This is a genomic window from Pseudomonas sp. TH37, from assembly GCF_016650735.1.
In the GTDB taxonomy this organism is placed as follows: Bacteria; Pseudomonadota; Gammaproteobacteria; order Pseudomonadales; family Pseudomonadaceae; genus Aquipseudomonas; species Aquipseudomonas farris.
In genome coordinates, this window is sequence record NZ_JAEKFD010000002.1 from 520,549 (window position 1) to 542,554 (window position 22,006).

The window sequence follows — 22,006 nt, forward strand, 5'->3', positions numbered from 1 at the left end:
CAAACTGACGACTATTCCGAAACAAGGCCATTGAATGGATCACTACACCCCGCGCGACTGGCAGCCTCATGAGCGCCCCAGCCTGCCCGGTTCGCCTTCAACGCCGTTGCACTCCAACCCCAAGCGGCTGGCCTACGCGCTGGTGGGTTTGCTGGTGGCAGTGACCGGCGGCCTCGGTAACTCGCTGGTGATCGCCAACCTGCCTTACCTGCAAGGCGCGTTAGGGGCGACCACCGCCGAGATGGCCTGGTTGCCGGCGGCCTATGTGATGACCAATGTGTCGATGAACCTGCTGCTGGTGAAGTTTCGTCAGCAGTTCGGCTTGCGGGCGTTCACCGAAGTGTTCCTGATGCTCTATGCGCTGGTGACCTTCGGCCATTTGTTCGTCAACGACCTGAATTCGGCGATTGCCGTGCGCGCGGCCCACGGTATGGTCGGCGCGGCACTGACTTCGCTGGGTCTGTATTACATGATCCAGGCCTTCCCGGCGAAGTGGCGGATGAAGGCGCTGGTATTGGGCCTCGGGACCTCGCAACTGGCGTTGCCGATGGCGCGGTTGTTTTCCGAAGACCTGCTGCAAATCGCCGAATGGCGCGGCTTGTATCTGTTCGAACTGGGCATGGCGCTGTTGTCCCTGGGCTGCGTATTCCTGCTGAAACTGCCACCGGGTGATCGCTTCAAGACCTTCGAAAAACTCGACTTCCTGACCTTCGCCATCCTCGCCAGCGGCGTGGCTTTGCTTTGCGCGGTGCTGTCCTTGGGGCGGATCGACTGGTGGCTCGAAGCGCAGTGGATCGGCGTGGCCTCGGCGGCCTCGATCGTATTGATCCTCACGGGCCTGGCCATCGAGCACAACCGCAGCAACCCGATGCTGATGACCCGCTGGCTCGGCAGCGGGGCGATGATTCGCCTGGCCCTGGCGGTGATCCTGATTCGCATGGTGACGTCGGAGCAATCCACCGGCGCGGTGGGGTTCATGCAGGCGCTGAACATGAGCAGTCAGCAGCTGCACAGTCTGTATGTGGTGATGTTGATCGGCAGTATCGCCGGGCTGGCCACCAGCGCCCTGACCATCGATCCCAAACACCTGATCATGCCGCTGAACATCTCTCTCGCGCTGATGGCGGTCGGTTCGGTGATGGACAGTTATTCGAACAACCTGACCCGCCCGGAAAACCTGTATTTCAGCCAGTTCCTGCTGGCCTTCGGCGGGACGTTTTTCCTCGGGCCGACCATGCTTTACGGTATGCGCAACGTGCTGACCAGCCCGCGTAACCTGGTAAGTTTCTCGGTGCTGTTCGGTATCTGCCAGAACCTCGGCGGGTTGATCGGCGCGGCATTACTTGGGACGTTCCAGATCGTGCGCGAGAAGTTTCACTCCAGCCACATCGTCGAGCAGCTGACCCTGCTCGATCCGCGAGTGGCGGCGCGGGTACAGAGCGGTGGCAACGCGGTCGGCTCGGTGATCGCCGACCCGAGCCTGCGCAACCTGCAGGGCATTCGCAGCCTGGCCACGGCGGCCACCCGCGAGGCCAATGTTCTAGCCTATAACGATGTGTTCATGCTGATTGCCGTGATCGCGGTGCTGACCATGATCTGGATTTCCATTCGCGCCCTGTGGCTGATGAGCACTACCGTCACCCCGGCGCCTGCCACTCCAACCGTAAAAACCAGCGGTGCCACTTCTTCATGACCGAACCGACCACGACCACCAACGCCATCGCCGCCACCCCGGAAGACCAGGCGCCGCCGTCCTCGCCGGCCACCGCACCGCGTTCGCTGCGGGTGCGGATCATCTCGTCCCTGGGCTTTGCGGCGATTGCCATCGTCGGCGTGCTGATCGTGTTATACGCCTGGCAACTGCCGCCGTTCAGCAGCGCGGTCGAGACCACGGAAAACGCGCTGGTGCGGGGCCAGGTGACGATCATCGGCCCGCAGCTCAGCGGTTACGTGTACGAAGTGCCGGTGCAGGATTTTCAGTTTGTGAAGGCCGGGGATTTGCTGGTGCGCCTCGACGACCGCATCTACAAGCAGCGCCTCGATCAATCCCTGGCGCAATTGGCGGTGGAGAAAGCCGCGCTGGCCAACGTGGTGCAGCAACGCAACAGCGCCGAAGCGACCATCAAGTTGCGTCAGGCCGCGGTCGCCGACGCCCAGGCACAGTTGCGCAAAAGTGAAGCGGATTTGCGCCGTAACAAAGAGCTGGTCAGCGATGGCTCGGTGTCGAAACGCGAACTGGACGTGGCCCTGGCCGCCAATGCCCAGACCATTGCCGCCGTGGCGCAGGCCCAGGCCAATCTGGAAATCTCCCGGCAGGATCTGCAAACGGTGATCGTCAATCGCGGCTCCCTGGAAGCCGCGGTGGCCAACGCTGAAGCGGCGGTGCAACTGGCACGGATCGACCTGTCGAACACCCGCGTAGTGGCGCCGCTCGATGGGCAACTCGGGCAGATCGGCGTGCGCCTCGGCGCCTACGTTAACTCCGGGGCGCAGCTGATGGCGCTGGTGCCGAATCAGCTGTGGGTGATCGCCAACATGAAGGAAACCCAGATGGACAACGTGCGGGTTGGCCAGCCGGTGAGCTTCACGGTCGATGCGCTGAGCCATCGTCAATTCCACGGACGGGTACAGCGGATTTCACCGGCCACAGGGTCCGAGTTCAGCTTGCTCCAGGCCGACAACGCCACCGGCAACTTCGTCAAAATTGCCCAGCGGGTGCCGGTGCGGATCACCGTCGATGCCGATCAGGAACAGAGCGAGCGGTTGCGACCGGGGATGTCGGTGGTGGTGAGTATTGATACCGCTGCCGCGATCACCCCTGATTAACACGGTCTTTGTAGGAGCGACCTGTGGCGAGGGGGCTTGCCCCCGTTGGGCTGCGAAGCAGCCCCAAAATGTCTGTTGTAGCAAAAATCTTGTGAGCGCTACGCACTCAAACGGGGGCAAGCCCCCTCGCCACAGGGCTCCCACATTGGATTTGTGTTCAGGCGGTAATCATTGGCGGCATGGTGCCCAGTAGCGAAACCGCTGCCACCGCGCCAATCCCCAGCAACCACTCCAGCATGACGCTGGCACGCAACTGTCCCAGGCGCTGCTGGCAATCCTTGACCCGCAGCCAATTGAACAGCGCCAACCCCAGCATCCCGATCACCAGCACAACCTTGATCAACAGGATCAGCGCAAACCCGGACAGCAACGGCGTCGGCCAGAATACGCCGGTCAATACCCGCACGTTGATCAGCCCGGTCATCACCAGTCCCGCCACCAGGGCGTAACCGATCCCGCTGAAGCGTCGCAATATTGCGCTCAAGGGATGATCGGCCGGTTGGCACAAGATCATCACCAGTAACATCAACCCACCAAGCCAGGCGCCGACGCAGGCCAGATGAATGATCTGGTTGAGGATCAGCAACTGGCCTTGCAGCCCGTCAAGCATGGCGCCATGACCGACCGGGGCAAGCGTCGCCAGCAGCAGGCTGGACAGGCTGATGCGCCAAAGCGTACTGGAACGCCAGGGCGTCAGCAGCAGGGCCATGAGCAACAGATTGAGCAGCAGATGCCAACGCCAGACCTGCCCGAAAAAGGTATTGCTCAGCACCAGGCCTAGCGTCGCCGGATCGAATGCCGCATCCGCGGAGCCGGCCATACTGGCGGTGATCAGCAGCAACCAGCCGACGCCACTGATTAACGCTATAGCGGCAAGCCAGCGGGTCACTCGCGCCAGAGACGGATCCAGCCACACGGTTTCACGGCCCAACAGCAGAGGCCTGAACACCCAGGCTCCGAACAGCATCAGCACCACGGTGAAATGCAGAAAGCGGCACAGCACCAGCGCATCGGTCATGAATTACTGACCGACCTTGAAACGGTAGGCGCCTTCACTTTTATGGGTGTCGGCCGACACGGCGTGCCATTCGACTTTGTAATCGCCAGCGGCCAACGGCGCGGCGGGGGTGACGATCAGGGTTTTCTTGTCGCTGCCTTCGGTGGCGAGGCTTTTTACCGGGATGTCGGCGCCGTCTTTGCTGATCGTCACTTTGGTGAACGTCGCTTCAACCCCTTCGGAAAACTTCAGGCGCAGTTCCGACGGCGCGCTGACGGTGCTGTCGGCCGCCGGGGTCTGGCTTTTCAGGTGCGCGTGGGCAAACACCGAGGAGGCGGCGAGCAGCGAGCCGAGAAGGGCGGTGGTGGTCAGGGCGTTCTTGAGCAGCATCGTGAAGACCTCGGAGGCAGGTTCAAAGAGGCGGCCAGTTTACCCGCCTCAAGACCACCGTACGAAGTTTCGTTTTCCCCTGTCGCCCCGATCCAGAGCGGATGCTAGTCTTGACCAACGCTGTTGTCAGGGAGCCCTCATGGGCAATCACAAGATCGAGATTCGTCGCAGTAACGTCGAAAAAATTCTGCTGGGGGCCGAAAAAGTCTTCGCCGAAAAAGGTTTCGGCAGCACCGCCATGGCCGACATCGCCGCCGAAGTGCAACTGCCGCGCTCCAACCTGCATTACTACTTCAGCACTAAGAGCGAGCTATACAGCGCGGTGCTGCTGGGTTTGCTGGAGGTCTGGAAGCAGGATGCCCTGTGCTTCGAGATGTTCGACGACCCGCGAGTGGTGCTCAGCAGCTACATCCGCGCCAAGATGAACCATTCCCGCAGCCGGCCATACGGTTCGAAAGTCTGGGCCAACGAAATCATCCACGGCGCGCCGACACTGGGTGAGAAACTGGATGCGAGCCTGTACGACTGGGCCAAGATGAAAGAAGCGAAAATTCGCCAGTGGGTGGAGGACAAACGCATCCTGCCGGTGGAGCCTTCCAGCCTGCTGTACATGATCTGGGCCTCGACCCAGCATTACGCCGACTTTGATCACCAGGTGAATATTCTTAACGATCACCAGCCGCTGTCGGACATGCAGTTCGAGCGGGCGGTGCAGACGGTGACGAGTGTGATATTGCGTGGGATTGGGTTGGAGCCTTGAGGTCTTCGTTGTTGCGGCTGGCCTCATCGCGGGTAAGCCCGCCTCCACAGGGGTCTCGGTGTACACAGAATTTGCGTACGACATAAATCACTGTGGGAGCGGGCTTGCCCGCGATGGCTTCCGTTCAGGCGCCGCAGGGCTTAAAGGGCAACATGATACGGATTCCTCGGATCATGGTTCCAATCCAGAAACGGCTTGCCGGTATCCATCGGCACCATCTCAATACAATCCTGCACCGGACACGTGATCTGACACAGATTGCAGCCCACGCACTCATCATCGATCACTTCATATTTATGCGTCCCGTCCGCCTGCTTAAGGCTCGCAATCGCCTGGTGCGAGGTGTCTTCGCAAGCGATGTGGCAGCGACCGCAACCGATGCACGCCTCCTGATCAATCTTCGCAATCACCTGATAGTTGATGTCCAGGTACTTCCAGTCCGTGGTATTGCCCACCGCACGCCCGGAAAACTCTGACACGCTGGCGTAACCCTGACTGTCCATCCAGCGTGACAAACCGTCCTTCATCTCCTCGACAATCCGGAAACCATGCAGCATCGCCGCCGTGCACACCTGAACCGCGCCGCTGCCCAGCGCAATGAATTCCGCCGCATCGCGCCAACTGCCAATCCCGCCAATGCCACAGATCGGCAAGCCCTGGGTCTGCGGATCGCGGGCGATCTCGGCGACCATGTTCAACGCAATCGGCTTCACCGCCGAACCGCAATAACCGCCATGGGTGCTTTGGCTGCCGACAGCGGGATTGGCGACCATGCGCTCCAGATTGACGCTGGTGATCGAGTTGATGGTGTTGATCAACGACACTGCATCAGCCCCGCCACGGTAAGCGGCACGGGCGGCGACGCGGATGTCGGTGATGTTCGGCGTGAGCTTGACGATCACCGGTAGCGAGCAATAAGTCTTGCACCAGCGGGTGACCTGCTCGACGTATTCCGGCACTTGACCGACCGCCGCGCCCATGCCCCGTTCCGGCATGCCGTGGGGGCAGCCGAAATTCAGTTCGATGCCATCGGCCCCGGTGGCTTCCACCAGCGGCAGGATGTTTTTCCACGACTCTTCGACGCAGGGCACCATCAGCGACACGATCAGCGCGCGGTCTGGCCAGTCCTTTTTGACCTGGGTGATTTCCCGCAGGTTGATTTCCAGTGAACGGTCGGTGATCAGTTCAATGTTGTTAAAACCAAGCACTTCTCGATTAGCCCCGAAGTGCGCCGAGTAACGCGACGACACGTTGACCGCCGCCGGGTCTTCACCCAGGGTTTTCCAGACCACGCCACCCCAGCCAGCCTCGAACGCACGAACCACGTTGTAGGCTTTGTCGGTCGGCGGCGCGGAAGCGAGCCAGAACGGATTGGGGGCCTTGATGCCGGCGAAAACAATCGAGAGATCGGCCATTTACGCAGCCTCCACGTTGAGCATGAGTTGAGCGTTGATGGCCTCGGCGGCCAGCTTGCCGTGCTGCACGGCTTGCACGGTGAGGTCCTGATCGAGGCTGGTGCAGTCGCCGCCGGCATACACGCCGGGAATGCTGGTACGTAGCTGTTCGTCGACGAGGATGCGGTCGCCCTGACGCTTGAGTTCACGGGCCAGCGGATCGGCGAGGGCGCTGCCGTCGAAAGCCTGGCCGATGGCTTTGAAGATCGCGTCGGCGGCCAGTTCAAAGGTTTCACCAGTGGTTTGCAGGCGACCTTCCTCCAACCGGGTGCAGGCGAAGCGCATGCCGCGCACGTTGCCCTTATCGTCGAGCAGCACTTCTTGCGGTTGCGCCCAGGTCAACAGCCGCACCTGATTGGCCTTGGCGATGTCTTGTTCGTGACCGGTGGCGCCCATGTCCTCGACGCCACGGCGGTACACCAGATTCACGTCGCGAGCGCCGAGGCGAGCCATTTGCACGGCCATGTCGATGGCAGTGTTGCCGGCACCGAGCACAATGCAGTGCTCGGCCAGCGGCAGTTGTGTCAGGTCATCGGTCTGGCGCAGTTCGCGGATGTAATCGGTCGCGGCGAGCAGGCCGGGGGCATCCTCGTGGGCCAGTCCCAGCTGTTTGCTGGCGGCCAGGCCGAGACCGAGAAACACCGCATCGAATTGCTGATGCAGTTCACTGAGGGTCAGATTGTCGCCGAGTTTCTGCCCGTGGCGAATCTCGATCCCGCCAATCCCCATCAGGAATTCAAGCTCCTTCTGCGCGTAATCGTCCACCAGTTTGTACTTGGCGATCCCGTATTCGTTGAGGCCGCCAGCCTTTTCCCGCGCCTCGAAAATCACCACGTCGTGGCCGTGCATCGCGCTGCGGTGCGCGCAGGACAAACCGGCCGGGCCGGCACCGACCACAGCAATGCGCTTGCCGGTTGCGGCGGCGCGTTGGAACGGGTGTTCGCTGAAGTGTGCGTTGTCCACGGCATAGCGTTGCAACAGGCCGATCAGCACCGGCGCGCATTCCTGGGCGTTGTTGCGCACGCAGGCCTGCTGGCACAGGATCTCCGTGGGGCAGACCCGGGCGCAACTGCCGCCGAGGATGTTCGCCGAGAGGATTTTCTGCGCGGCGCCCTGAACGTTTTCCTGATGGATATTGCGGATGAACGAGGGAATGTCGATGTCGCTCGGACAGGCATTCACGCATGGCGCGTCGTAGCAATACAGACAGCGCGAGGCTTCCAGATGCGCCTGACGGTCGTTGAGTGGCGGCGCCAGATCGGTGAAATGGCCGGCGAGGGCGGCCGCGTCCTCATGGGGATGCGGGAGGTGGTTCAGGGTCTTGATCACGGTGTTGGCCTCACGGTTATTTGAGGTATTGCCTCTGGTGGGCATTGGTTTGTTGTTGCCTGACCGGGCCTCATCGCGGGCAAGCCCGCTCCCACAGGGTTTTGTGAACACTGAAGATCCCTGTGGGAGCCGGGCTTGCCCGCGATAGGCCGAAGGCCGCTCTTAGCGTTTCACAGCAACCGGCTTGTGCAACTCAGCCCGCTTGCTCAGCAAATCAAACACCGCCGGATATGCTGGCCGTTCGACATACCGACCGGCACCACGCTCGGCCCGCAAATCACCATCGGCCCATACCACTCGGCCCTGGCTGACGGTGTGGCTCGGCACGCCGCGCACGGTCTTGCCTTCAAAGATGTTGAAGTCGACCTGCTGGTGATGGGTTTTGGCTGAAATCGTCCGCGTGCCTTCCGGATCCCACAGCACCAGATCGGCATCGGCGCCCACACGGATCGCACCCTTGCGCGGGTAGAGGTTGAAGATCTTCGCGGTGTTGGTGGAGGTGAGGGCAACGAAGTGCTGCATCGACAAGCGCCCGGTGTTCACCCCTTCATCCCAGAGAACTGCCATGCGGTCTTCGATGCCGGCGGTGCCGTTGGGGATCTTGCTGAAGTCGTCACGCCCGGCGGCTTTTTGCTCGGCGCAGAAGCAGCAATGGTCGGTGGCGGTGGTGTGCAGGTTGCCCGATTGCAGGCCATGCCAAAGGGCTTCCTGATGGCCGCGAGGACGGAAGGGCGGGCTCATCACGTAACCGGCGGCGGTTTGCCAGTCCGGGTGTTGGTAAACGCTGTCGTCCAGCAGCAGATGCCCGGCCAGCACTTCGCCGTAGACCTGTTGGCCCTTGCTGCGGGCATAGGTGATTTCGTCGAGGGCTTCCTTGGTCGAGACGTGCACCAGATACAACGGCGTGCCCAACGTTTCAGCAATGCGGATCGCCCGGCTCGCAGCTTCACCTTCCACCTGCGAAGGTCGCGACAGCGGGTGCGCTTCCGGCCCGGTCATGCCCTGGGCCATCAACTTGCGTTGCAGGTGATAGACCAGCTCGCCGTTTTCCGCATGCACGGTCGGCACCGCGCCCAATTCCAGGCAACGTTCGAAACTCGCCACCAGCGTATCGTCGGCAGCCATGATCGCGTTCTTGTAGGCCATGAAATGCTTGAAGCTGTTGACCCCGTGGTGGCTGACCAACTCAGCCATTTCTTCGCGGACCTGCTCGCTCCACCAAGTGATAGCGACGTGGAAACCGTAGTCCGACGCCGACTTCTCGGCCCAGCCGCGCCATTGATGAAATGCCTCCATCAACGATTGCTGCGGGTTGGGAATTACGAAGTCGATGATCGAGGTGGTGCCGCCGGCAAGCCCCGCCGCGGTGCCGCTGAAGAAGTCTTCGCTGGCCACCGTGCCCATGAAGGGCAGCTGCATATGAGTGTGCGGGTCGATGCCGCCGGGCATCAGGTATTGGCCGCTGCCGTCGAGCACTTCGGCATCGGCGGGAACATCGAGGTTTTCACCGATGGCTTTGATCACGCCCTCGGCGCAATACACGTCGGCGCGATAACTTTCATCGTGGGTAATAACGGTGGCGCCACGGATCAACAGAGACATTCCGAGTTCCTCGCAGGCATTGACCGACTGATGCCGGTTCTAAATGTTTTATATGAAGCAGACGCCAATCGGTGTATTCCTGTCAGCGCTGTCAAGAATAGACGCTAGCTGCAGTTTGTCGATTGAGCAAGAATATTTTTTATAAGCTTATTACTGATTTAACTTGTTGATAAATAACGATAAAAAATGTAAATCACCAAAATGGTGAGGCATCTCACCATTTTGACGCACTTGACAGGTTCCAAAAATAGACGAGATTTTCTATGTGAAATCAGCCGCTTGAGGATGGTCTATGGTTGATGCGCAATCTTTCAAAAAAGATCGACGCACCAGATTGAGTCCTGACTGTTCGGACAGCTTGCCTGACATTCGGCCTGAGTGGCATGGCAACTCACCGCGGATTCAATAGTTGGATAAATAAAGCTGATCAATATCAGTTGGTTAGCGAAATTTTATGGCACGGCCCGATGCGTAAGCGGGGCACCCGGCACGTTTATTGATGCCGCCGCTGACACCTTGGCCGGTCCGTAAAAGTTGTCAGTTTCTCCGGCCATCGTCCGGCTAGCGCACTCGCGCCAGCCCCTGATGAGCAAAAATAATCAAAAGAACAGTGGAGCGGCCATGCAACAGATAAGATCGCAAGTGACCGAGCGCGACGGCTTGTTTGAGCTCGAAGCCGGCAGCGACGTCCTCGACAGTCCCCGTTACAACCACGACATGGCACCGACCAAGGTGCATGAACGAACCTGGAACAAATGGCACATCACCGCGCTGTGGGTAGGCATGGCGATCTGCGTACCGACCTACACCCTCGGCGGCGTGCTCACCGCTTATTTCGGCCTGACCGTCGGCGAAGCGCTGCTGGCGATTCTGTTCGCCAACATCATCGTACTGATCCCGCTGACCCTGAACGCCTTCCCCGGTACCAAGTACGGCATCCCATTCCCGGTGTTGCTGCGCTCGTCCTTCGGCATCCTCGGTTCGAACATTCCATGCTTGATCCGTGCCCTGGTGGCGTGCGGCTGGTTCGGCATCCAGACCATGTTCGGCGGGCTGGCGATTCACCTGTTTCTCGGGTCGGTGTTCGATGGCTGGAAAGCCCTCGGCGGCACCGGTGAAGTGATCGGCTTCATGGTGTTCTGGGCCTTGAACCTGTGGGTGGTGATTCGCGGCGCGGACTCGATCAAATGGCTGGAAACCCTCTCGGCCCCCTTGTTGGTGCTAGTGGGCGTGGGGCTGCTGGTGTGGGCGATGCCGAACGTATCGATGAGCGAATTGATGGCGATCCCGGCCAAGCGTCCGGAAGGGGCCAGCGTGGTCAGTTACTTTGCCGCCGGACTGACCGCCATGGTCGGGTTCTGGGCCACCTTGTCGCTGAACATTCCGGACTTCAGTCGCTACGCGAAAAGCCAGAAGGATCAGATCATCGGGCAAATTATCGGCTTGCCCCTGACCATGTTCCTGTTCGCCTCCCTCGGCGTGGTGATGACGGCCGCTTCGGTAAAACTGGTGGGCGTCACTGTCTCTGATCCAGTCACGTTGATCGGCCATATCCAGAGCCCGGTCTGGGTCGCACTGGCCATGGCGCTGATCATCATTGCCACGTTGTCGACCAACACCGCGGCCAACATTGTGTCGCCAACCAACGACTTCCAGAACGTCGCGCCCAAGATCATCAACCGCACCAAAGCGGTGATCCTCACGGGGCTGGTCGGATTGGCGCTGATGGCCCATGAACTGTTGAAGAAGCTGGGGCTGATCGTCTCGGATTTGAGCCTGGAGACGGTGTATTCCAACTGGTTGCTGGGCTATTCCAGTCTGCTGGGCCCGATCGCCGGGATCATGGTGGTGGACTATTTCCTGATCAAGAAACAGCAACTGGATCTGGCCGGACTTTACCGCGATGACGTTTACCCGGCGTGGAACTGGTTCGGCTTTATCGCGTTCGGCGTGCCGGTGGCGTTGACACTGCTGTCGCTGGGCAGCGATGCGTTCAGCTGGTTTTACAGCTACGGCTGGTTCACCGGCTCGGCCCTTGGTGGGCTGATTTATTACGGGTTGAGTGTGATGCGGCCGAGTCCTACTGCTGTGAAGTCGGCTGTTTGATCGTTCCCACGCTCTGCGTGGGAATGTAGCCCGGGACGCTCCGCGTCCCAGAAGCGGACGCAGAGCGTCCATGGATGAATTCCCACGCAGAGCGTGGGAACTATCAGAAGTAAAACTGAGGAGATCACCATGAACGCTGCCATAGACGTTCTGCAGTCCACCCATCAGCACATCAACCGCGACCGTCTGTGGCAGTCGCTCATGGACCTGGCCAAACTCGGTGCCACGGTCAAGGGCGGCGTCTGCCGACTGGCCCTGACCGACCTCGACCGCCAGGCCCGGGACATCTTCGTGAGCTGGTGCGAGGAGGCCGGCTGCAGCGTCAGCATCGACGCTGTCGGCAACATCTTCGCCCGCCGTCCGGGGCGCAACCCGAACCTGCCTCCGGTGATGACCGGCAGCCACATCGACACTCAACCCACCGGCGGCAAGTTCGACGGTTGCTTCGGCGTGCTGGCCGGGGTCGAAGTCTTGCGCACCCTCAATGACCTGGGCGTGGAAACCGAAGCGCCGCTGGAAGTGGTGGTCTGGACCAACGAAGAAGGCTCGCGCTTCGCCCCGTGCATGATGGGCTCCGGCGTGTTCGCGGAAAAATTCACCCTCGAAGAAACCCTGGCCAAAGTCGATGCCGAGGGCGTGACCGTCGGCGAAGCCCTGAACGCCATTGGCTATGCCGGGCCGCGCAAAGTCAGCGGCCACGCCGTCGGTGCGTATTTCGAGGCGCACATCGAGCAAGGCCCGATTCTTGAGGACGAACGCAAAACCATCGGCGTGGTCATGGGCGCCCTCGGGCAGAAATGGTTCGACCTGAAACTGCGCGGCGTCGAAGCCCACGCCGGCCCGACACCGATGCACTTGCGCAAGGACGCTCTGGTCGGCGCCTCAGTGATCGTCGGCGCGGTCAATCGCGCCGCCCTCGGCCATCAACCCCACGCCTGCGGCACCGTCGGCTGCCTGCAAGCCTACCCCGGCTCGCGCAACGTGATTCCCGGCGAAGTGCGCATGACCCTGGACTTCCGTCATCTGGAACCGGCGCGACTCGATTCAATGATCGCCGAAGTTCGCGAAGTCATCGAAACTACCTGCGAGGAACACGGCCTGACCTTCGAACTGACTCCCACCGCCGACTTCCCGCCGCTGTACTTCGACAAGGGTTGCGTCGAAGCAGTGCGCGGCGCCGCTCAAGGGTTGGGGCTGTCGCACATGGACATCGTCAGCGGGGCAGGGCACGACGCGATCTTCCTCGCCGAACTCGGCCCGGCCGGGATGATTTTCGTGCCCTGCGAAGGCGGCATCAGCCACAACGAAATCGAAAACGCCGCGCCGGATGACCTGGCCGCCGGGTGTGCGGTGTTGTTGCGGGCGATGCTGGCGGCTTCGGATGCGATTGCCAGTGGCAAGCAAGCGGCTTGAGGCATCGGTTGTTCGATAGCCTCAGTCTGTTGGCGGGATGCTCAACGGCGGGTTTGCAACGCTTTGAACATCAGCATCCCCGCCAGCATGGCGATGGCGAACACCCAGGCCTGCCAGTGGCCCGTCGGTAGCAACACCAGCGCCGGGCCAGGACAGATGCCGGCAATGCCCCAACCGACTCCGAAAAGCAGGCTGCCACCGATCAGGCGCCGATCCAGTTCATGGCTGATCGGCAACTGCATAGGCGCCCCCAGCAGGGACGTCGGTTGTTTCATGGCCCAATGAAACGGCCCCCAGGCCACGGCAATGGCTCCGATCATGACCAGCGCCAGGGAGGGATCCCACACACCGGTAATGTCCAGAAAACCCAGCACTTTGGCCGGGTTTGCCATGCCGGCCAGCAACAGGCCGATGCCGAACAGCAGGCCAGCGAGGAACGCGGTCAGTTTGCGCATGTTCAATACCCCAGCAGATGGCGCAGGACGAACACCGTCACGAAGCCGGCGAACATGAAGCTTAAGGTGGCGGCAATGGAGCGCGATGACAGGCGCGAGATACCGCACACGCCGTGGCCACTGGTGCAGCCGGACCCGTAACGAGTGCCGACACCGACGCATAATCCGGCGACGATCAGGCCCACGGTGCCGGTTTTGAATTCGATGGCCGGCCACACATGAAACAGTGCCCACAACAATGGCGCCGCCAATAGTCCGAGCAGGAACAGGGCTTTTTCGCTACGCCCCGAATCATGACGCTCAAGTAGGCTGCCTAACAGCCCGCTGATTCCGGCGACCCGTCCGTTGGCCACCACCATGACGCTGGCGGCCAGACCGATCAGCACACCTCCAGCCAAAGCGGACCACGGGGTGAAGTGAAGCGAATCAAGCATCATGGCAACTCTCCAGACGGGCAAGGAGCGGCACTAGACCACTCTTTTTTGTTTGAGCATAGGGATGCTTTTGGGTACCCACGTCACAAACCCGAATCCTCAATCGTCATCCTGTTGAACCCCTCAAATTAGCGGAGCAACACGATGTCGTCCAACACCCAACCAGTCAATCTGCTGCAGTCTATCCCTCAGGTTTTCGAAAGCCTGACCCAAGTCCATGTCACCCTCGACAGCCATGACCTGGACCCGACCCTCAAACACCTGCTGCACCTGCGTGCCTCACAGATTAACCAATGCGGTTTCTGCGTGAAGATGCACACCCGCGAGGCGCGTGAGGCCAATGAAACCAACGAACGCCTGGACCGCCTGATCGTCTGGCGCCATGTTAGCGATTTCAGCGCCTCGGAACGCGCGGCGCTGGCCTGGACCGAAGCCCTGACCGTGCTCGATGAAAAGACCGACTACGCCAGCCTGCGCGGCGACTTGCGCGAGCACTTCAACGATGCTCAGATCGGTGCCTTGACGGCCGAGATCGGCATGATCAACCTGTGGAACCGTTTGCAGGTGTCGAGGCACTGATTGATGAACTCCGCTGAAAACGCCACCGCTGTATTCGAGCCGCGCCGGCCCTTTTTGCTCGGTCTGGCCTATCGCATTCTCGGCTCGCGCACCGAAGCCGAGGATGTGGTGCAAGAGCTGTTCATCAAATGGCTGGAGGCCGACCGGGCCTCCATTGCCACGCCGGCCGCCTGGCTCACCACCGCTTGCACCCGGCACTGCATCGACCTGTTGCGCTCGGCGCACAAGTCACGGGTCGATTACATCGGCACCTGGTTGCCAGAGCCGATTCACACCACCCATCAGCATTCACCCGAACACATGCATGAACTGGCCTCGTCATTGTCCACCGCGTTCCTGCTCTTGCTGGAACGGCTGACCCCCAAGGAACGCGCCGCGTACCTGCTCTACGAAATTTTCGACATGGATTACGCGCAAGCGGCCGAGGCGATCGGGGTCCAGGAAGCGGCTTGCCGCAAATTGGTATCCCGGGCCAAGACCGGTCTGGGTAGCGGGCAAATCCGCTATCAGCCGGAAGCCGCGCGTCAGGATCAGTTGCTGAACGCCTTCCACAGCGCCATCGCCAGCGGCTCAACCGCATCCCTGACCGCGCTGCTGGCCGAAGACGTCGAACTCTGCGCCGACGGCGGCGGCAAGGCCTCGGCCATCCGCGAAACCCTGTTTGGCATCAACAGCGTGCTGGATTTCATCGGTCAGTCGCTGCATGCCTACTGGCAGACGTACGAATGGCTGCCCACGGAAATCAACGGTGCTCAAGGCGTGATCATCAAAGCCGACGGCGAACTCGTCGCGTCGCTGAGTTTTGCTTTTGACGAAGCAGGGCGGGTGAACCGGATTTTCATCATGCGTAATCCGGATAAGTTGGTGGGGTTGGAGGCGGGGTTGGACGTGCGGTAATGCATCGGCCCGAAAAGATCGCAGCCTTCGGCAGCTCCTACATGATCGAGTACACCTGTGATTATGCGGATGTACGCAATCCCTGTAGGAGCTGGCGAAGCCTGCGATCTTTTGATCTTGACCTCTCAAATCCAAATGGCATCCCACAACGGATAATCACCCACCCGTTTCACCAATCCCGCACGCAACGGATTCATGACGATGTAACGTGCTGCATCCTTCAGGTCTTCATCACGACGTAATGCTCGGTCGTAATACCCACGCTGCCACAGGCGGCCTGGATCGCCACGCATAAGATTGATCGAACGGCTGCTCCTGGACTTGATGCGGCACATCAGCTCGGCCAACGTACCGTGCTTGAGTTCCAACAACCAGTGCAGGTGATCAGGCATCACTACCCAAGCCATGGAGTTGACCGTCGAGGCTTGATCGGCACAGCGCAGTTGGTCGACCAGAAGCCTTCCCATCCGCCAATCTGCGAACACTGGCTTTCGTTGATGAGCGACGACGGTCAGCAGATAAATACGACCAGATTCGGAAAATCGAGCCTTGCGCAGGCGACATCCTTTTGCAGCGATAGCCATTCCTTGGCCTCCTTGAGGTGTGTTGTCAGATAAACCTTAGTCGTTAGCCTGAGTGGCACGGATGAAAGCGTTTTCGAAATATTTCGATGCCGCCGAAAAGATCGCAGCCTTCGGCAGCTCCTACATTGACCGAGCACCCCCGTGATTATGCGGATGCACGCAACCTTGACCGGGTACACCCGTGATCACGCGGATGCACGCAACCTCTGTAGGAGCTGGCGAAGCCTGCGATCTTTTGATCTTTTGGTCCCGCAGCCGCTTCATTTGCACTATCAGAGCCACCAACGGTCGTAATCTTCACAGGGCAGCGCGTAACTGCGCCGCCGCAATCGTGGAGATCCAATGAGCCAGGACGTCCTGACCACCGAAACCAATCGCCGCCAGTTGCAGCAGATCATCGCCGGGCTGTCCGATGGGGTGATTTTGCTGGAGCTCGACCAGACGATCCTCTGGGCCAATGACGCCGCGCTGGCTATGCACGGTGTCAGTCGGATTGGTGAGCTGGGGGCTAATGCCAAGGAGTACGCGAAGCGATTTGCCTTGCGCTATCGCAACAATCACCCGGTAGCGACGGAGAATTATCCGATCAGCCGTGTTGCCCGGGGCGAGATGTTCAGTGATGTGCTGGTTGAATTGACGCCAGTCGAAAACGAAGAGCGCACCTGGGTTCACAGCGTGCGCAGCATGGTGCTGGCCGACCACGCCGGCGAGCCGGAGTCGTTGGTGCTGATAATGAACGACGTCACCGAATGGGCCAGCGCCGAGCAGCGTTTCGAAAAGACCTTCAATGCCAACCCGGCCCCGGCGGTGATCTGTCGCCTCAGCGATTTGCGCTTCATCAAAGTCAATCAGGGCTTCCTGGAAATGACCGGCTATGCCCGTGATCAGGTGATCGGCGCTTCGACCTATGAGCTGGATGTGCTGGAGCGTGCTGAAAACAAGGACCTGGCCAAGCAGCGTTTGCGTGACGGGGCAACCATTCCGCAGATGCAGGCCGAACTGCAATTGCCCGACGGTGGCAGCAAACAGGTGATCGTCGCCGGGCAACCGCTTGAGCTCAACGACGAAGCTTGCATGCTGTTTTCCTTCGTCGACATGGAATTGCGGCACAAGGCCGAAATTGCCCTGCGCCAGAGCGAGGAACGATTCGCCAAAGCCTTTCGCCTCACCCCGGTGCCGATCCTGGTGTGCAGCGCCGACGATCAAGTGGTGATGGACGTCAACGAAGCCTTTCTCGATACCCTCGCGTGCCCCAGTGAAGAGGTGCTCGGCAAGACTGTGGCGCAACTCGGTTTCATCGAGGAGGCGGGCACTCGCACACGACTGTTTGCGGCCCTGGAGAAAACCGGGAGTGTGGATCGGGTCGATGTCAGGGTGCGTCGCAAGGATGCCGGGCTGATCGATTGCGCCGTCTCGGCGGACACCGTGAACATTCAGGACGGTACTTGCTACCTGCTGGTGTTTATGGACATCACGGAGCGCAAACGCACCGAGCTGGAGTTGGTGTCGGCGATTGAAGAGGTGATGAAAGATGCCTCCTGGTTCAGCCGCACGCTGATCGAGAAACTGGCCAATGTGAAGAACGTCAACTCGCCGCAATTGCCCAGTGTGTCGTTTACCGAACTGACCGCCCGGGAGCGCGATGTGCTCGGTCTGATTTGTGAGGGCCTCGCGGACAAGGAAATCGCCGCGCGCCTGAAACTGGCGCCCAATACGGTGCGCAATCATGTTTCGACGGTGTATTCCAAGCTCGACGTGCACAGCCGAAGTGAGGCGATTGTATGGGCTCGTGAACGGGGTCTGTTCTCCAGCGAGAGGCGGCCCAAGGGGCAACGTTAAGATGCAAATGCACTAGGTAGGGTAGTGCAATTTCGTGTTTTGCTCAGGGGCTGGTTTTTCTAGGCTGTGAGGGTGCGATACGTGGCTTTGAGCCGGTATCGCGGTCTCTTCGATGCAGCTAAAGGAACAGCCACATGAGTGCGAACAAATCAGGAATGCGGTCGATTTTTTGCCCTCGCCAAGGTGAATCGGGATGATTTACCTGGCGCAATTGCGTACACAACTAGAGCGGAATTTTTCGCCGTTGGCCTGTGAGTGTGCGCTCACGGGGGATAATTCGTTGACGGTGAAGCTTTATCACCCGGTGACGGGGCAGGTGGATCTGGTGGTCAGTGGGTTGAGCATGGCGATGCTCAGGACGCCAGAGGCAATGGCGGCGTTGATTGAAGAGTTGCGATATGAGCTTGAGAGCATCGGCCTGCATCGGTCCAATGCTTCGTAGGCGCTGGCTTTTCTCCCGCGGATGTACCCCGATCCATTGTGGGAGCGGGCTTGCTCGCGAAGACGACCTTATAGCCTATAAATTTCCCGCTGATGTACACCCTTCAAACTGTGGGAGCGAGCCTGCTCGCGATGGCTATTTGTCAGGCAACCGGGATTTTCGGTGGTGTACATATCCATTTCTGCGGTAACGGCTGCTTATGGTTTCCTCTATCCGCTGTTTTTCTGGCATTGGCGGGTGGCTGGGCTATAAGGAATGCGAGGTATTTCTTTTCTGTGACGGGGCCGCGGGTGTGCGGTGTGGTTTTTGTGTCGCGGAAAATGTCGATTACTTACCGCGGGTCAGCCTATGAACAGTTTTGGGATACGTATTTTTTCGCCACTGTCGCTCGTACTCTGCGCGGCGATTCTGGGTGGTTGCGCCAGTCCGCCGCCTCCGCCACCCGCTGCGCCGCCACCGCCACCGGTTCGTACCTGTCAGACTTCCGAAAACACCGATGTGCAGGGTGATGTGAGGGCTGAAGGGCAGGTGACCCGGACCACCACCTTGACCCGTTGCGTCACTCAGTAAGCAATGGCGTGTACCGCCAGTTGCCTTCTGCGCGACTGGCGGGTGTGGCCTGAGTGGCGGGTCAGACTTCCTCGATCCTGACCCATCGCGACTCTTGTGCCGCCAAACGGATCGCCGTCGCCAGGCGCTCGACTTCCCATGCCTGCTCGAAATCCGTTCCGTCCTGACCGAGGCCAGCCAGCGCCATCACCAACTCGTGCACTTCAAGGGTCTTGAGCTCGTTGTAACCCAACTGATGCCCCGGTGCCGGGCTGAAAGCGGCATAACCCGGTAAATCCGGCCCTGCCAGCAACCGTTGGAAACCGCCTTGCCCTGCGCGATACATCCGCAGTTCATTCAAGCGTTCCTGATCGAACGCCAAGGTGCCTAGGGTGCCGCTGATTTCAAAACTCAGGTGATTCTTGTAACCGTGTTTGAGCCAGCTGCTGCTGAACGTCCCGCGCGCGCCGTTGGCGAACCGCAGCAACGCGTGGACCTGATCGTCGACCGCGACCTCGCGCCGTTCTTGACCGTCCAACGTAACGGGGCGTTGCGCATGTACGGTCTGGGTGTTCGCGCACACCGCCTCGATATCGCCCAGCAGATGACGAGCCATGGCCAGCAAGTGACTGCCCAGGTCCGCCAAGGCACCACCAGCGTAATCTGCGTCGCAGCGCCAGGACCAAGGTGAAACGGGGTTGGCCATGAAGTCTTCGCTGAATTCGCCCTGGAAACCGATGATCTGCCCCAGCGCTCCGCTTTGAATCAGATCGCGAGCCAGGCCGATGATCGGGTTGTGTTGATAGTTGTAACCGACCCGTGTCACCACGCCCGCAGCTTTAGCGGCCTGGCGCATGGCACTGGCCTGTTCGAGGTTAACGGCCAGCGGCTTTTCGCAGTACACCGGCTTGCCGGCGGCGAGGGCGGCCATGGCCATGGGGTAGTGCAGATGATTAGGAGTAGTGATGGCGATCAGGTTGACCTTGGGGTCATTGATCAGCTGTTGCCAGTCGCTGTGAGCCGCATCGAAGCCCCAGGCGTCGGCGCAGTGGCGCGCACGCTGCGGATCGGCGTCGGCGAGGGCGGCGAGTTTGAGCTTCAGCGGCAATTCAAAAACGGCGCTGACGTTGCGAAAGGCCAAGGCGTGGGCGCGGCCCATGAAACCTGTGCCGATGAGTCCGATACCGAGTTCGCGCATAGCCGGGGTCCTTTGGATTTTTATTTTCAGGAGGGCTATTTATGGAATAAATATTCCCAATATGCAAATGGTGGAATAAATATTCTTATGCTGGGCCCGATACGGCTGCGATCTGATCGTTCCCACGCTCCGCGTGGGAACGATCAGTGGTGAGTTCTGAAAACAAAAAAGGCAGCCCTGAGGCTGCCTTCAGTTCATTCGAAGAACCAAATCAGGACAGAAAACCACCATCCACATTCAACGAAACCCCAGTCGTATAGCTAGACGCATCACTCGCCAGATACAACACCGCGCCGGCCATTTCACTCGGGTCCGCCACACGCTTGAGCGGAATCTGCTGCAGCGCCGTTTGCAATATGGCGTCGTTCTTGACCAGCGCCGAAGCAAACTTGGTGTCGGTCAGACCCGGCAGCAGGGCGTTGCAGCGGATGCCGAATTGCGCGCATTCCTTGGCGAAGACTTTGGTCATGTTGATCACCGCTGCCTTGGTCACCGAGTAGATGCCCTGGAAGATTCCCGGCGAGATGCCATTGATCGAGGCGACGTTGATGATGCTGCCGCCGCCGTGTTCGCGCATCAGCTTGCCGGCTTCCACCGACATGAAGAAGTAGCCGCGAATGTTCACGTCGACGGTTTTCTGGAAGGCGCTGAGGTCGGTGTCCAGTACGTTGCAGAACTGTGGGTTGGTCGCCGCGTTGTTGACCAGAATATCCAGGCGCCCGAACTGTTCGCGGATGCCGGCGAAGACTTGGGTGATCTGCTCCATCTCACCGATGTGGCAGGCGACGGCGGTAGCCTTGCCGCCGGCGGCGATGATTGCATCGGCGACGTGCTGGCAGCCATCGAGCTTGCGGCTCGAAACGATGACGTGGGCACCTTGCTGCGCCAGCAGTTTGGCGATGGCTTCACCGATGCCGCGGCTGGCGCCGGAGACGAAAGCGATCTTGCCGTCGAGGTCGAACAACTGAGTCTTGGACATGATTTTTCCTTGTTTTGGGCCCGTTCAGCGGCCGTGATCAGAGGCTGGATTTCGAGATGACCTGCAGGCTCATCTGCTCCAGCAGTTTGTTCATGTGAATGAACTGCGCGAAGCGTTTGTCCTGGGTCTGACCATGGAAGAAGCGGTAGTAGATCTGCTGCACGATTCCGGCCAGACGGAATAGGCCGTAGGTGTAGTAGAAGTCGAAATTGTCGATCTGGATGCCGGCGCGCTCGGCGTAGTAATCGACGAACTCACGGCGGGTCAGCATGCCGGGAGCGTGGCTTGGCTGGCGGCGCATCAATTGCACCGGCGCCGGGTCGTCGGCCTCGATCCAATAGGCGAGGGTGTTGCCCAGGTCCATCAGCGGGTCGCCGAGGGTGGTCAGTTCCCAGTCCAGCACGCCGATGATCTGCATCGGGTTCTCGGGGTCGAGGATCACGTTGTCGAAGCGGTAATCGTTATGGACGATGCTCGACGTCGGGTGATCGGCCGGCATCTTGTCGTTGAGCCAGGCCTTCACCGCTTCCCACTTCGGCGCATCCGGGGTCAGGGCTTTTTCGTAGCGGTCGCTCCAGCCTTTGATTTGCCGTGCTACATAACCTTCGGGTTTGCCGAGGTCGCCCAGGCCATAGGCCTTGTAGTCGACCTGGTGCAGTTCCACGAACTTGTCGATGAAGCTTTTACACAGGGCTTCGGTCTTCGCTGAATCAAGGCCCAGCTCCGGCGGCAGTTCGGAGCGCAGGATGATCCCCTTGACCCGTTCCATCACATAAAACTCGGCGCCGATTACTGACTCGTCGGTGCAGTGCACGTAGGCTTTGGGGCAATAGGGAAAGCCATCCCGCAGCTGATTGAGAATGCGGAATTCGCGGCCCATGTCGTGGGCGGACTTGGCCTTGTGACCGAACGGTGGTCGCCGCAGGACGAATTCCTGTTCGGGGTATTCCAGCAGGTAAGTCAGGTTCGACGCACCGCCCGGAAACTGGCTGATTTTCGGCAAGCCGCTCAGGCCCGGAATGTGCGCCTTAAGGTATGGATCGATCAGGCTGGCATCGAGTTCTTCGCCGGAGCGGATACGGGTGGACTGGTCAGTAAGCGCCATGCTTATCCCTTCTGCTTATTTTGGAGGCCAGACATCATTGGCTAATCTAATGGTGCGCCGGGGTGGCC

At 60.0% G+C, this 22,006-nt stretch carries 20 protein-coding genes; 9 read left to right on the forward strand and 11 right to left on the reverse strand.

Going from position 1 to position 22,006, the window contains the following annotated elements; genetic code table 11:
- The first annotated feature begins 34 nt into the window (after positions 1 to 34).
- Both JFU11_RS07515 and JFU11_RS07520 read left to right on the forward strand, forming a co-directional pair.
- Positions 35 to 1,693 carry an MFS transporter gene (locus JFU11_RS07515; RefSeq protein WP_201060256.1) on the forward strand — a complete coding sequence of 553 codons (1,659 nt, stop codon included), beginning with the start codon at positions 35 to 37 and terminating at the stop codon, positions 1,691 to 1,693.
- Positions 1,690 to 2,826 carry an HlyD family secretion protein gene (locus JFU11_RS07520; RefSeq protein WP_201060257.1) on the forward strand — a complete coding sequence of 379 codons (1,137 nt, stop codon included), beginning with the start codon at positions 1,690 to 1,692 and terminating at the stop codon, positions 2,824 to 2,826. Before JFU11_RS07515 ends, JFU11_RS07520 begins: the two co-directional genes overlap by 4 nt.
- A 157-nt stretch (positions 2,827 to 2,983) precedes the next feature.
- On the opposite strand, the gene copD is transcribed toward JFU11_RS07520, so the two are convergent.
- A complete protein-coding gene (copD, locus tag JFU11_RS07525; protein WP_201060258.1) occupies positions 2,984 to 3,844 on the reverse strand; it encodes a copper homeostasis membrane protein CopD in 861 nt (286 codons plus the stop codon).
- Between the two features lie 3 nt (positions 3,845 to 3,847).
- The gene (gene copC, locus JFU11_RS07530) at positions 3,848 to 4,213 is read right to left on the reverse strand and encodes a copper homeostasis periplasmic binding protein CopC (RefSeq protein WP_201060259.1); all 366 of its coding nucleotides are present in this window, start codon (positions 4,211 to 4,213) and stop codon (positions 3,848 to 3,850) included.
- Between the two features lie 139 nt (positions 4,214 to 4,352).
- Here copC and JFU11_RS07535 point away from each other — a divergent pair, with 139 nt between their 5' ends.
- Positions 4,353 to 4,973: a TetR/AcrR family transcriptional regulator gene (locus JFU11_RS07535; protein WP_007899508.1), complete on the forward strand. Its 621-nt coding sequence runs from the start codon at positions 4,353 to 4,355 to the stop codon at positions 4,971 to 4,973.
- A gap of 140 nt (positions 4,974 to 5,113) precedes the next feature.
- Here the strand turns inward: JFU11_RS07535 and preA are convergent, their stop codons facing one another.
- The 3 genes from preA to hydA form a co-directional block, all read right to left on the reverse strand.
- Positions 5,114 to 6,388 (reverse strand): NAD-dependent dihydropyrimidine dehydrogenase subunit PreA, encoded by a 1,275-nt coding sequence (gene preA / locus JFU11_RS07540; protein ID WP_201060260.1) that lies wholly within the window; start codon positions 6,386 to 6,388, stop codon positions 5,114 to 5,116.
- The gene (locus JFU11_RS07545; protein ID WP_123719227.1) at positions 6,389 to 7,756 is read right to left on the reverse strand and encodes an NAD(P)-dependent oxidoreductase; all 1,368 of its coding nucleotides are present in this window, start codon (positions 7,754 to 7,756) and stop codon (positions 6,389 to 6,391) included.
- 162 nt (positions 7,757 to 7,918) lie between these two features.
- On the reverse strand, positions 7,919 to 9,358 hold the full coding sequence (gene hydA / locus JFU11_RS07550; RefSeq protein WP_123719212.1) for a dihydropyrimidinase: 1,440 nt from the start codon (positions 9,356 to 9,358) through the stop codon (positions 7,919 to 7,921).
- Positions 9,359 to 9,979: 621 nt separating this feature from the next.
- Between hydA and JFU11_RS07555 the strand changes: the two genes are divergently transcribed.
- Together JFU11_RS07555 and JFU11_RS07560 are read left to right on the forward strand one after the other, a co-directional pair.
- Positions 9,980 to 11,464: an NCS1 family nucleobase:cation symporter-1 gene (locus tag JFU11_RS07555; protein WP_123719213.1), complete on the forward strand. Its 1,485-nt coding sequence runs from the start codon at positions 9,980 to 9,982 to the stop codon at positions 11,462 to 11,464.
- 129 nt (positions 11,465 to 11,593) lie between these two features.
- The gene (locus JFU11_RS07560) at positions 11,594 to 12,877 is read left to right on the forward strand and encodes a Zn-dependent hydrolase (RefSeq protein WP_123719215.1); all 1,284 of its coding nucleotides are present in this window, start codon (positions 11,594 to 11,596) and stop codon (positions 12,875 to 12,877) included.
- A gap of 41 nt (positions 12,878 to 12,918) precedes the next feature.
- Here JFU11_RS07560 and JFU11_RS07565 read toward each other — a convergent pair whose 3' ends face one another.
- Entirely contained in the window at positions 12,919 to 13,332 is a 414-nt protein-coding gene (locus JFU11_RS07565; protein WP_123719216.1) for a DUF6691 family protein, read from the reverse strand.
- Positions 13,333 to 13,334: 2 nt separating this feature from the next.
- On the reverse strand, positions 13,335 to 13,769 hold the full coding sequence (locus JFU11_RS07570; RefSeq protein ID WP_201060262.1) for a YeeE/YedE family protein: 435 nt from the start codon (positions 13,767 to 13,769) through the stop codon (positions 13,335 to 13,337).
- A gap of 141 nt (positions 13,770 to 13,910) precedes the next feature.
- On the opposite strand from JFU11_RS07570, the gene JFU11_RS07575 reads away from it, so the two are divergent.
- Complete coding sequence (locus tag JFU11_RS07575) at positions 13,911 to 14,345, forward strand: carboxymuconolactone decarboxylase family protein (RefSeq protein WP_056741746.1); 435 nt, start codon at positions 13,911 to 13,913, stop codon at positions 14,343 to 14,345.
- Positions 14,346 to 14,348: 3 nt separating this feature from the next.
- Positions 14,349 to 15,242: an RNA polymerase sigma factor SigJ gene (sigJ, locus tag JFU11_RS07580; RefSeq protein ID WP_201060263.1), complete on the forward strand. Its 894-nt coding sequence runs from the start codon at positions 14,349 to 14,351 to the stop codon at positions 15,240 to 15,242.
- Between the two features lie 125 nt (positions 15,243 to 15,367).
- Here sigJ and JFU11_RS07585 read toward each other — a convergent pair whose 3' ends face one another.
- Positions 15,368 to 15,826 carry a transposase gene (locus tag JFU11_RS07585; protein ID WP_201060264.1) on the reverse strand — a complete coding sequence of 153 codons (459 nt, stop codon included), beginning with the start codon at positions 15,824 to 15,826 and terminating at the stop codon, positions 15,368 to 15,370.
- 342 nt (positions 15,827 to 16,168) lie between these two features.
- Here JFU11_RS07585 and JFU11_RS07590 point away from each other — a divergent pair, with 342 nt between their 5' ends.
- Together JFU11_RS07590 and JFU11_RS07595 are read left to right on the forward strand one after the other, a co-directional pair.
- Positions 16,169 to 17,665 carry a helix-turn-helix transcriptional regulator gene (locus JFU11_RS07590; RefSeq protein ID WP_201060265.1) on the forward strand — a complete coding sequence of 499 codons (1,497 nt, stop codon included), beginning with the start codon at positions 16,169 to 16,171 and terminating at the stop codon, positions 17,663 to 17,665.
- 193 nt (positions 17,666 to 17,858) lie between these two features.
- On the forward strand, positions 17,859 to 18,107 hold the full coding sequence (locus JFU11_RS07595; RefSeq protein ID WP_201060266.1) for a DUF1652 domain-containing protein: 249 nt from the start codon (positions 17,859 to 17,861) through the stop codon (positions 18,105 to 18,107).
- Positions 18,108 to 18,738: 631 nt separating this feature from the next.
- On the opposite strand, the gene JFU11_RS07600 is transcribed toward JFU11_RS07595, so the two are convergent.
- The 3 genes from JFU11_RS07600 to JFU11_RS07610 form a co-directional block, all read right to left on the reverse strand.
- Positions 18,739 to 19,854 carry a Gfo/Idh/MocA family oxidoreductase gene (locus JFU11_RS07600; protein ID WP_201060267.1) on the reverse strand — a complete coding sequence of 372 codons (1,116 nt, stop codon included), beginning with the start codon at positions 19,852 to 19,854 and terminating at the stop codon, positions 18,739 to 18,741.
- A 211-nt stretch (positions 19,855 to 20,065) separates the two neighbouring features.
- A complete protein-coding gene (locus tag JFU11_RS07605) occupies positions 20,066 to 20,833 on the reverse strand; it encodes an SDR family oxidoreductase (protein ID WP_201060268.1) in 768 nt (255 codons plus the stop codon).
- A gap of 37 nt (positions 20,834 to 20,870) precedes the next feature.
- A complete protein-coding gene (locus tag JFU11_RS07610; protein WP_123720455.1) occupies positions 20,871 to 21,938 on the reverse strand; it encodes a phosphotransferase family protein in 1,068 nt (355 codons plus the stop codon).
- Positions 21,939 to 22,006 lie beyond the last annotated feature (68 nt).

Bases quoted from the DNA above. Each gene is read 5' to 3' on its own strand.
- JFU11_RS07570 (WP_201060262.1), bottom strand. From the start codon at position 13,769: ATGATGCTTGATTCGCTTCACTTCACCCCGTGGTCCGCTTTGGCTGGA.
- JFU11_RS07610 (WP_123720455.1), bottom strand. From the start codon at position 21,938: ATGGCGCTTACTGACCAGTCCACCCGTATCCGCTCCGGCGAAGAACTC.
- JFU11_RS07600 (WP_201060267.1), bottom strand. From the start codon at position 19,854: ATGCGCGAACTCGGTATCGGACTCATCGGCACAGGTTTCATGGGCCGC.
- JFU11_RS07590 (WP_201060265.1), top strand. From the start codon at position 16,169: ATGAGCCAGGACGTCCTGACCACCGAAACCAATCGCCGCCAGTTGCAG.
- JFU11_RS07535 (WP_007899508.1), top strand. From the start codon at position 4,353: ATGGGCAATCACAAGATCGAGATTCGTCGCAGTAACGTCGAAAAAATT.
- JFU11_RS07555 (WP_123719213.1), top strand. From the start codon at position 9,980: ATGCAACAGATAAGATCGCAAGTGACCGAGCGCGACGGCTTGTTTGAG.
- JFU11_RS07565 (WP_123719216.1), bottom strand. From the start codon at position 13,332: ATGCGCAAACTGACCGCGTTCCTCGCTGGCCTGCTGTTCGGCATCGGC.
- JFU11_RS07595 (WP_201060266.1), top strand. From the start codon at position 17,859: ATGATTTACCTGGCGCAATTGCGTACACAACTAGAGCGGAATTTTTCG.
- JFU11_RS07515 (WP_201060256.1), top strand. From the start codon at position 35: ATGGATCACTACACCCCGCGCGACTGGCAGCCTCATGAGCGCCCCAGC.
- sigJ (WP_201060263.1), top strand. From the start codon at position 14,349: ATGAACTCCGCTGAAAACGCCACCGCTGTATTCGAGCCGCGCCGGCCC.
- copD (WP_201060258.1), bottom strand. From the start codon at position 3,844: ATGACCGATGCGCTGGTGCTGTGCCGCTTTCTGCATTTCACCGTGGTG.
- copC (WP_201060259.1), bottom strand. From the start codon at position 4,213: ATGCTGCTCAAGAACGCCCTGACCACCACCGCCCTTCTCGGCTCGCTG.
- JFU11_RS07560 (WP_123719215.1), top strand. From the start codon at position 11,594: ATGAACGCTGCCATAGACGTTCTGCAGTCCACCCATCAGCACATCAAC.
- JFU11_RS07520 (WP_201060257.1), top strand. From the start codon at position 1,690: ATGACCGAACCGACCACGACCACCAACGCCATCGCCGCCACCCCGGAA.
- JFU11_RS07605 (WP_201060268.1), bottom strand. From the start codon at position 20,833: ATGTCCAAGACTCAGTTGTTCGACCTCGACGGCAAGATCGCTTTCGTC.
- preA (WP_201060260.1), bottom strand. From the start codon at position 6,388: ATGGCCGATCTCTCGATTGTTTTCGCCGGCATCAAGGCCCCCAATCCG.
- JFU11_RS07575 (WP_056741746.1), top strand. From the start codon at position 13,911: ATGTCGTCCAACACCCAACCAGTCAATCTGCTGCAGTCTATCCCTCAG.
- JFU11_RS07585 (WP_201060264.1), bottom strand. From the start codon at position 15,826: ATGGCTATCGCTGCAAAAGGATGTCGCCTGCGCAAGGCTCGATTTTCC.
- hydA (WP_123719212.1), bottom strand. From the start codon at position 9,358: ATGTCTCTGTTGATCCGTGGCGCCACCGTTATTACCCACGATGAAAGT.